General features: G+C 68.1%; 9 protein-coding genes and 3 pseudogenes. 6 read left to right on the plus strand and 6 right to left on the minus strand.

Annotated features, from left to right (window positions below; all coding sequences use genetic code 11):
* The first annotated feature begins 54 nt into the window (after positions 1-54).
* Positions 55-540, plus strand: a complete 486-nt coding sequence (locus tag ACIBA9_RS37935; RefSeq protein ID WP_399370314.1) for an ATP-binding protein — start codon at positions 55-57, stop codon at positions 538-540.
* Between the two features lie 272 nt (positions 541-812).
* On the opposite strand, the gene ACIBA9_RS37940 is transcribed toward ACIBA9_RS37935, so the two are convergent.
* Positions 813-1,612 (minus strand): IS5 family transposase gene (locus ACIBA9_RS37940; protein WP_399370328.1). Its coding sequence is split into 2 segments (ribosomal slippage): positions 813-1,274 and positions 1,277-1,612, totalling 798 coding nucleotides; the frame shifts between segments, so codons are not numbered across the junction.
* A gap of 217 nt (positions 1,613-1,829) precedes the next feature.
* Between ACIBA9_RS37940 and ACIBA9_RS37945 the strand changes: the two genes are divergently transcribed.
* A complete protein-coding gene (locus tag ACIBA9_RS37945; protein WP_399370316.1) occupies positions 1,830-2,468 on the plus strand; it encodes an HAD family hydrolase in 639 nt (212 codons plus the stop codon).
* Between the two features lie 118 nt (positions 2,469-2,586).
* A pseudogene (locus ACIBA9_RS37950) lies at positions 2,587-2,715 on the plus strand (transcriptional regulator); the annotation flags it as partial.
* 479 nt (positions 2,716-3,194) lie between these two features.
* On the opposite strand, the pseudogene ACIBA9_RS37955 reads toward ACIBA9_RS37950, so the two are convergent.
* Both ACIBA9_RS37955 and ACIBA9_RS37960 read right to left on the minus strand, forming a co-directional pair.
* A pseudogene (locus ACIBA9_RS37955) lies at positions 3,195-3,353 on the minus strand (SOS response-associated peptidase family protein); the annotation flags it as partial.
* Positions 3,354-3,785: 432 nt separating this feature from the next.
* Positions 3,786-4,874: an alcohol dehydrogenase catalytic domain-containing protein gene (locus tag ACIBA9_RS37960; RefSeq protein ID WP_399370318.1), complete on the minus strand. Its 1,089-nt coding sequence runs from the start codon at positions 4,872-4,874 to the stop codon at positions 3,786-3,788.
* 102 nt (positions 4,875-4,976) lie between these two features.
* Here ACIBA9_RS37960 and ACIBA9_RS37965 point away from each other — a divergent pair, with 102 nt between their 5' ends.
* The gene (locus ACIBA9_RS37965) at positions 4,977-5,870 is read left to right on the plus strand and encodes a LysR family transcriptional regulator (protein WP_399370320.1); all 894 of its coding nucleotides are present in this window, start codon (positions 4,977-4,979) and stop codon (positions 5,868-5,870) included.
* A gap of 242 nt (positions 5,871-6,112) precedes the next feature.
* Positions 6,113-6,556, plus strand: a complete 444-nt coding sequence (locus ACIBA9_RS37970) for an SUKH-3 domain-containing protein (RefSeq protein ID WP_399370322.1) — start codon at positions 6,113-6,115, stop codon at positions 6,554-6,556.
* An 89-nt stretch (positions 6,557-6,645) separates the two neighbouring features.
* Here the strand turns inward: ACIBA9_RS37970 and ACIBA9_RS37975 are convergent.
* Together ACIBA9_RS37975 and ACIBA9_RS37980 are read right to left on the minus strand one after the other, a co-directional pair.
* Positions 6,646-7,023, minus strand: a pseudogene (locus tag ACIBA9_RS37975) (transposase); the annotation flags it as partial.
* Between the two features lie 512 nt (positions 7,024-7,535).
* Positions 7,536-8,414 carry a metallophosphoesterase gene (locus tag ACIBA9_RS37980; RefSeq protein WP_399370324.1) on the minus strand — a complete coding sequence of 293 codons (879 nt, stop codon included), beginning with the start codon at positions 8,412-8,414 and terminating at the stop codon, positions 7,536-7,538.
* Between the two features lie 371 nt (positions 8,415-8,785).
* Between ACIBA9_RS37980 and ACIBA9_RS37985 the strand changes: the two genes are divergently transcribed.
* Positions 8,786-8,965, plus strand: coding sequence for a hypothetical protein (locus ACIBA9_RS37985; protein ID WP_399370326.1), 180 nt, complete (start codon positions 8,786-8,788; stop codon positions 8,963-8,965).
* 72 nt (positions 8,966-9,037) lie between these two features.
* Here ACIBA9_RS37985 and ACIBA9_RS37990 read toward each other — a convergent pair.
* The coding region (locus ACIBA9_RS37990; RefSeq protein ID WP_399370330.1) for a DUF6233 domain-containing protein at positions 9,038-9,172 on the minus strand (135 nt) is incomplete at its 5' end.

Genomic DNA, 9,172 nt, shown 5'->3' on the forward strand with positions numbered 1-9,172 from the left:
AACTCCCGTTGATAGCAATGCATCAACGACGCAGAACGCTCACGGTGACGCTCGTTGCAGACAGAGAATCGAGGGGCTCACGCCCCGCTGATAACGCCCGGCACCGGCAAGACCCACCTCGCCACCGGGCTCGGTATCCGGGCCTGCCAGGCCGGCCACCGGGTCGCCTTCGCCACCGCCGCCCAGTGGGTGACCCGCCTCGCCGAAGCTCACCAAGTGGGCAGGCTCAGCGACGAGTTGACCCGACTGGGTCGCATCCCGCTGATCATCGTGGACGAGGTCGGCTACATCCCCTTCGAACCCGAGGCCGCGAACCTGTTCTTCCAGTTCATCTCGGGGCGCTACGAACGTGCCTCAGTGATCGTGACCAGCAACAAGCCCTTCGGACGCTGGGGCGAGGTCTTCGGGGACGACACCGTGGCCGCCGCGATGATCGACCGCCTCGTCCACCACGCCGAGGTGATCTCGCTGAAGGGCGACAGCTATCGCATGCGCGGCCGTGACCTCGGACGGGTTCCCGCGGCCAACAGCGGGGAATGACCAACATCAACTGACGCAGTGGGGGTCACTTTTCACCCGTCGGAACTGGGTCACGATTCACCCGTCGCCGACAAATCAGCACCCTAACCTCGTAGGGCCGGATCAGGTCCAGTCCTGACCAGCGAGGCAGCCACCTCCCGGCTCGCAACGCTCGGTCACTGCTGCACGGAACCCGTGCCAGAACCCTTCTTGCGGCAGCGTTTGTTGACGAGTTCTGACGTCAGCGTCCGGTCGAGGACTCCGCGGTTCGTCACGAGTTTTAAGACGTCATCTCATTTGGTGAGTCTGCGGTAGCAGATGAGGGTGCAGGCGATGCTCGTGAAGGCGAGGAAGTGTTCGGCCTTGCGCTCGTAGCGGCGGTGGAGTCGGCGGCAGCCGGCGAGCCAGGCCATCGTGCGCTCGATGGTCCAGCGGTGCCGACCGAGCCGCTGCGAGGTCTCGACTCCCTTGCGCGCTATGCGGTGCCGGATACCCCGCTGGGATAACCATCGCCGCAGGTGGGAGTAGTCGTAACCCTTGTCGGCGTGCAGTATGTCGGGTCTACGCCTGCGGGGGCCTCGCCGGGATCGGATCGGCGGTATGCCCTTCACGAGCGGGATCAGGGCCTGGCTGTCGTGGACATTGGCACCGGAGATGCCGACAGACAGGGGCAGACCTGTCCGCTCGGTGATTAGGTGGATCTTCGAGCCGTACTTGCCCCGGTCGACAGGATTCGGACCCGTCAGCTCCCCTTTTTCAGGGCCCGCAAGTTCACCGAGTCGATTGCACAGCGAGACCAGTCCAGGTCTCCGCGGGCTCCGAGTTCGTCGAGGACCAGGCGGTGCAGCTTGGCCCACACGCGAGCCTTCGTCCATTCGGTGAACCGTCGGTGAGCTGTCGCTCCGGACGGTCCGAACGACGACTTCGGCAGCTGCTGCCACGTGCAGCCCGACGTCGCCACAAACACGATCGCCGCCAGCACCTCACGGTCGCCGTGCCGGCGCCGGCCGCCACCTTGAGGCCGTGATGGCGCCTCCGGCGCGACCCGCTGGAACAGTTCCCACAGCTCGTCCGGCACCAGCCGCTCAATGATCCCCACCACAGCCGACAGCCTACTCAGCCAAATGAGATGACCTCTAAAGGCACCTGACGATGCAGCCGAGTCGTGTCGGCGGCTCGCAACAGTGCTGCCACAAGGTTTCAAGATCGCTTGACCTTGCCCCAGAGGGAAGGGCGACAGTGTCTCCGTAGATCACACGAGCGAGCGGTGTGCGCTCGCCAGCAGGGCAGGACGAAGAGGGGGAGTTCGAGTGACGGCGACCTGCGTCATTCTCGATATCGGTGGCGTGCTGGAGATCACGCCGGAAACGGGGTGTGTGCAGCGGTGGGAAGAGCGGCTGGGGTTGCCGTTGGGCACTGTGCATGAGCGGATGCGCGACGTGTGGCAAGCCGGGAGCGTCGGGAGTATCAGTGAACGAGAGGTTCACGAGCAGGTGGCAGCACGCTTGGGGCTCGACGCACCCCAGGTTGAAGGCTTCATGGCTGATCTCTGGGCGGAGTACTTGGGAACCCCTAACAAGGAGCTCATCGCTTACGTGCGTGGGCTGCGGGGAAGCTGCAGGCTGGGCATCCTGAGCAACAGCTTCGTCGGCGCCCGGGAACGGGAGACGGCGCTGTATCACTTCGACGAACTGGTTGAGCAAATCGTGTACTCGCACGAGATCGGCATCGAGAAGCCAGACCCGCGTGCCTTCGAGGCAGCATGCGCCAGCCTGGAGGTGCAGCCGGAGAGCTGTCTGTTCATCGACGATCTCGCAGTCAATGTTGAGGCTGCTCAGGCGGCGGGCATGCAGGCGCATCTGTTCGAGGACAATGCCCGGACGGTTACGCGCATCGCAGCTCATCTGGACGCTGTTCCCCGGGGTCGAGGGCCTGTCCCGCTCGGATGACGTTGGTCTGGCCGGCCTTCAGCGGTTGGCGGCCAGGCGGTGGAGGGGTCGATCAGCCCGCTTCTGCGTGTTCGACGCGGGCCGCGAAGCCCACGACGCCCGCCGGCAAGCCGAATACGTGGTGGGTTACGGCATCCAGCCGGCGATGCAGAGCATCTACGAGGGCATCGAGGAGACCCTGAGACACGAGCTGGCCCGCGTCACGCTCGAGAACGTACTCCGGGACGTACTCGCGGCACCTCGCTAGCCTCCCCGTTACGCCTTGACATCACCAAGATCCATGGGCCCCGTGCGGCGGACCGCCCGCGCCGCTTCGGCCAGGCCGTCACCGACAGGGCCCCAGTCCTCCCCGCTGACGCGGGGTGTTCGGCCAGAGCAGGCCCACGGTGGGTTACCGTGCCGTCCTCCCCGCCGATGCGGAGGTGTTCGGGCGTGGAGGGCGCTCTGGCCGCAGCCACCCGCCAGCCCGCTACCCGCGCTCAGCACGTCGAGGAGGTGGACGCCGCCCCGGCGGCAGGCCCAGAGCACGTCCGTGCGGCTGAAAGCGCCGAGGCATGACAATCGCAGCGCACTGCGTTCCTATGCGGTCAGCCGACGAGCACGGCTACGCGCTCCCTTGCCTGCCGTCCCAAGGCCGGCCCTACTCAGCGCGGACAGAACGCCTGCCCACGCGTCACTGCCAGCGCATCCCCAGGGCGGAGAGTTCCTCGAGCCGTTCGGGGGCAAGGCCGGCTTCTCATGTACGGTCTCGACCCGTGCGTTGATCATCCGCGCGCCGATCTTCGCCTCCTACGCCCAAGACGGCACCAGCCCCCAGCGCAGCGGCCGCAACTCCGGTGCGGGCGCTGCCCCGTCGTCGCCGCGCGGGGTGCGCTCGCGGACGGATGCGGTGGGTGCAGCCGTGTGCCGGGCAAGGCTTCCAAGAGTGCAGCGATGCTGCGTCTCCATGTACACGCCCCGTGCGCGATGGCCGCGCAGCGGCCCCGAGCATTGGCTGAGCTGTGCTGCTACTGGTCGTTCGGGTACTCCGTTGTGGGAGGCAGCGACCGTCCGGCTGGAAGAGTTGGGCCCGACGGGCGTGCTCGCGCTCCAGCGGAAGGCTGCGTTCGGGGAGTGCTCTCGGATGGTCGAGCCACCACCTGATCGGGTCCGATGGTGGGGGCCGCACTGGCAGCCCCTTCTACGGTAGGGCGGTGTGAGGCCCCACCACGACAGGGCCCACCATCGCTCAGCACGCTCTCCGACCAAACCGGGCAGATTACCCGAACGACGCCGCCGTGGGGCGCGGCGCTGGCATGTGGGGATCAGCCGGTCTTGTCAGCGAGCCGGTGGGGTGAGGGTGGTGCGGTCGAACGGGCCACCATGTGAGGCTGCGTAGGTCACGGCGTCGTTGACGGCGTTGAGGCCGAACGACCGGACCCGTTCGGCGGCGAGGTCCAGGGTGCCCGAGGTGAGGAGCCGGATGATGCCGACGTTCGCTGTACGCGGGTACATCCACTGGCCGCGCACGGTGATCGAGTTGCGCATGATCCATGGGTACGGCAGGGCGAGGTCGTCGCCACCGAGCATGCCGACGCCGCCCATGAGAACGACGCGGCCGTATTCACGCACGGTCATGGCTGCCGTGCGCGCTGCCGAGCTGGGTGCGCTCGGCGGTAGCAGGTCGATCACCATGTCGATCGGGCCGTCGGCCGCCGCGGACATCGCCGCGCGGTCGCCGGCCTCGTCCCCGGTGAGCGGGACCGGGCGCAGACGCGGACCGAATCGGTCGGCGAGGAGGTCGAGCGCGGCCTGGTTGCGGCCTGGGGCGACCACGCGGCCCGCCCCCATGGCGAGCGCGACCGCAACCGCACTGCTGCCGAGCTTGCCGGTGGCCCCGTTGACGAGCAGCGTCTCACCGGCTGCGAGCCCGCCGGCCAGCAGCCCGCCATAAGGGATGACGTGCACGCCGAGCGCGGCCCAGCGAGCCGGGTCGTCCCCCGCCGCTGCGGGGAGCGGGAAGACGTTCTCCGTCGGGACCCGCATGAGCTCGGCGAACGATCCGTCGTGCAGGTACCGGGCGAGGCGAGCGCCGCCCTCGCCGCGGGAACTCCAGCCCTGGAGCGTGATATCGGGCGTCAGGGCGTCATCCCGCGAGCGCACCGTCGAGTCGCACCACACCAGGTCGCCGGGACGCAGTCGGGTGGCGTCCGGGCCCACGTGGACGACCCGTCCCACGCCGCCGATCCCGGGCACGACGGGAGGGACCAGGGGATAGTTCCGCTCGCCGCTGAAGACCTCAGCCGCGTAGGGCGCCACGCTGGCGGCGAGGACCTCGACCACCACCTCGCCGCCGCCGGCCTCGGGGTCAGGCACCTCCCGCACCGTGAGCGGGGCGCCGAACTGCGTCAGAACTGCTGCTCGCACGTGATGACCTCCGTGTCCGTCCGTGTTCGTCGGGATCGACACTAGGAGCCCGGCGGGCATGCGGGAAGCGACGATCAAGCATCCGTGGTATGCGTATGTCGCATGGACATCTCCAGCACAGGCCTACGGGTCCTGCGGCAGATCGCCGAGTCCGGCAGCTTCACCGCAGCAGCCACCCGGCTGGGTTACACCCAGTCGGCGGTCTCACGTCAGGCCGCCTCCCTCGAACGCAGCGCGGGCACCGCCCTGTTCGAACGCCGGCCCGACGGAGTGCAGCTCACCCCCGCGGGTCTGACCCTGCTGCGCCACGCCCGCACGATCCTGGACTGCCTGACGGAAGCCGAGCGCGACCTCACCGACACCGTCCCGCGGACCGAACTCGTGCGGCTCGGACTGTTCCTGAGCGCGGGCGCGGCCATCCTGCCCCTCGCACTCACCCGCCTCGCGGCGACAGACCCGCAGATCACGCTCACGACTGCCGAGGGCACCACGCCCTCCCTGGTCCGGGCACTGCGCGCGGGCTCGATCGACCTCGCCGTACTGACCTCCCGCCCGCCCCACCGGCCTTTGGACGGCGAGTCGCCGCGCCTGCACACCGAGACCGTTACGGACACCGAACTGGTCGTGGCGGTGCCTTCGACCGGAGCGTTCGCCGGCCGCACCGCGGCGCACGTCGACGAACTGGTCGACGCCCCGTGGATTGCCGCCCCGGCGTCGAACGCCGAGCCACTGCTCGGTGTCTGGCCTGGTCTGCCCGGACGGCCAGTCATCGTCCACTGCGCGCGCGACTGGCTGACGAAGCTTCAGCTGGTCGCCGGTGGCTTCGGGGTGACGACGGTGCCCTCGCGGCTCTCGCCGGTGCTGCCGCCCGGGGTGAGCCTGCTGCACGTCGAAGGCGCACCCCCCGAAATCCGCCGGGTTCTCGTGGCGCGGCTCCCCGGCCGCCCCACCCCGGCGATTACGGCCGTCATCCGAGCAATTGCGTCGACCACCTGATACTTGCCGCCGGCCGTCAGATTCGGTGCCGTAGCCCGCCGAGGGCGCGCACCAGCACGTGTACCTCGGCAATAGCCAGGGTCCTTTCACCAGGAGCAGCCCGCTGCTGCCCGTGCAAGTACCCCAGTGACGTCGAAACTCGGGTTCTGGCTCGCTTTCCGTGAAGCGGTCACACACTGTTCAGTGACGTCGGCCACTGAGATGATCACTGCACACCCATTCCTGAGGAGTCGGGGCCCCGGATGAGTAGCTGGTCACCAGAGGTAGATGAGGTGTTGGAGGCGTCGGGATGGACGCCTGGACGGAAGGTAGACACGGCCCGCTGGCGATCTATGTTCGAAGCAGCCGGCCTCGCTATGCACCACGCTGCTGAAGCTTTCCTGCAGGAGTTCGGCGGTCTGACTGTGAACGTCAACGGACCAGGGATCAGCTGTGCACGCACGCCGTTCGAGCTGGACCCCGAGCTGGCCTGGGGCGAGGATGACCGCTTCACGGAGTGGGGCGAAGCGATCGGGCGCCATCTTTATCCGCTCGGCGAGCTGGACCACGGCCGGTTCTTCCTGGGCATCGATGAAGTGGGCGTGCTCTATCTCGTCGAGACCTGGGTTGCCAGCTTCGGACCGATGCCTCACGCCATGGAGAACTTGATTCTCGGCGTGGCTCCTCGCCGAATCGATGAGGGGTAGGAGCCAGCGGGACAGCCGTCCTTACGCGTCGGTCGCCTGTAGAGCAGTACTCGCTTTCGGAGGAGCGGGAATCCGGCTCGGCCGAACATCTACCGTTTGAGCATCTTGATCCGGTTGACGTGCCCCTCTACGACGCCCGGGTTCCAGGGCAGGGTGAGACCGGCGATGACAGCGTCGCGGTCGCGGTCGATACCGGCGGTGAGGGTGTGGAGGCCGGGCAGGTTGTCGTTGCGGACGGCGTCGAGCCACTCGGGCAGCCGATGGCCTTGCCGCTCAGTGAGGATCTCGGTGAAGGACCGGACATGTCCGGTGAGTGCATCCAGTTCGGGGCAGTGGACCAGGACGGCCTTGAGGCGGAGCTGTTCCGCCTCGGTGAGGGTGTCGGGGTGGCGGAGGATCCATCCAGCGACCGTGCGAGGTGTGCCATCCGGGCGCCGGTCCGGCCAGCGAGGGCGAGACCGACCGCGGCAAGCGTCGAACGCAACCGCTCGGTCCACCTGTTGTGCCGCCGGGTCAGTCCTGACATCTGCTCGACGAACGTCTGCCGTCCGCATGAATCGTCCGGACAGAAGAACCTGCGGACCCGAAGGCAGAGGACATGCGGCCCCAGCCGCCGTACTTCGGGCCCCGATGTTTATCGCCTCGTCGTTCACGTCCACCGACAGCACCACCACGTCCGCGATGGACGGGAACAGCAGCTCCTCCAACCGGAGCAACGTCTCAGCCACGTCGCCGTACTGTCGGCCACACCAAGATCGGCACTGGTCATTTTCAGGCAAGTTCCCGAAGTCCGGTCCGAGCGTCAGTCGTCACTCAGCGTGCGCGCTTCACGGAAAGCGAGCCAGAACCCGAGATTGGACAGCAGTTGCGCAGTGCCTCGGACAGCACTCTGCGGTTCCGTCGATTCGAACAGTGGAAGTCGAGCGGGGGCGCTGGAGACGGCTGCAGAGGATGAATCCCGTTCACTGGAGGCACAGGATCAGTTCAGGCCCGCGGGAGCGGGACCGAGCCTTTCGATGACCTCGCGCATCTCCTCCTCGTCGGCCTCGTAGACCGTCTCACCCATGCGAGGGTCTCGTGCGTGGAGCGTATGGATGATTGGCCCGTTGGGCGTTCCCAGGTGAACGAGGGAAGCCGACGGGCCGTGGACGGCACGCTCGGTGCCGGGGCGGGCGGTCAGGTCGATACGGCTGACGACGCCGGGCGTGACCCAGACGGTTGCTTGCTCCAGACGGGCCAGTATCTGCAGGTGGAAGTGCCCGCACAAGATGAGCTGCACGTCGGTCCCGCGGATCGTTTCCGCCAGCTCTGCGCTGTTCTGTAGGCCGAGCGCCCGCTGGACATCGACGTCCAGGCAGACCGGCGGGTGGTGCAAGGCCAGGACGGTGCCCATGGGCGCTGGCGTTACAAGGAGTTCGCGAAGCCAATCGAGCTGGGCGCCGTCGAGTCGGCCGTGACCCTTGCCCGGAACGAGCGTGTCCAGCGTGATCAGTCGCCATCCGTCGACGGTGGTTGCCGCCGCGCGCTCACCTGCGGCTCCCTCGTACACCGCGTCGGGCTGCACGTGGCCGGTGCCGAGCACGTCGGCGAACGCGGTGCGGTCGTCGTGGTTGCCCGTCGTGTAGAAAACGTTCGCCCCTCGCCGGCTGGCGTAGCCGGACAGGAGTTCACGTGCCCGTGTGTACGCCTCGTGAGAGCCGTCGTCCGCGATGTCGCCGCTGACGATCACCGCGTCGAGGTCGTCCAGATGACTCAGTTCGCCCAGCAGGCGGCCGAGTGCCGCAGTGCCATCGGCCCCATCCTCGTCGGGGCCGCCGGACCGGTCCAGGTGGGTGTCTGAGAGATGCAAGATCCGCATCGTCCGACGTTAACCTCCGGCATCGGGACCGAGCCATGGCTTTTCTCGCCACGCGGCCTCCTCCACCGGCTCCTGGCTGCCCCGGCGCATGAAATCGAACGGCGGCAGGGCTGGATGCTGCCCGAACCGCTGAACAACTGCTGCCCGCTCTCGGGTTCTGGCACAACTTCTGTGGTGCCGGCCCGAAGCCGGGAACGCCTGGATCCCCCGCTGCGGAAATCGGCAGGCCAAGGAGCTGTCGGGACGTAGCCACGGCGCAGCTCCACAGAAGTTGTGCCAGAACCCGCTCTCGTCAACAGAACCAGATCATCGAGGCCAAACGGGAGTCCAGGCCGCTGCCCGAGGCGCCGGAGCCGGAAGAGCCCGCCCAGGTGCTCGACCTGGTGGCGGCACTGACCGCGTCGGTGGAAAAGGCGAAGGCCACCCGCGAAGAGACCGGCCCCGCCGAGGTGCACGAACTGCCGAAGCCGAAGAAGGCCATCGCGAAGAAGCAGCCGGCCAAGAAAACCGCGGCGAAGAAGACGGCCGGCCGGCGTTCGCGCAGCGCCTGACCCGGGCAACCGCCCGGGCGAGGCGCCCGACGCGGCCGGCGTCCGGGGACCGGCCCGGCCGGAAGGGCCGCTCTAGTCCAGGACACCCGGTGCGGTGTCGGGTCGGCAGTGTGGGCACGGCGGGACCTGCTGTCGCAGCGCGTCGAGGGCCTGGTGCCGGGTCGCGGGACGGCACCGGCCGTTCGTGGCCGCCGCCCAGCAGTCGCC

The sequence above is a fragment of the Streptomyces sp. NPDC051452 genome (assembly GCF_044454765.1).
In the GTDB taxonomy this organism is placed as follows: Bacteria; Actinomycetota; Actinomycetes; order Streptomycetales; family Streptomycetaceae; genus Streptomyces.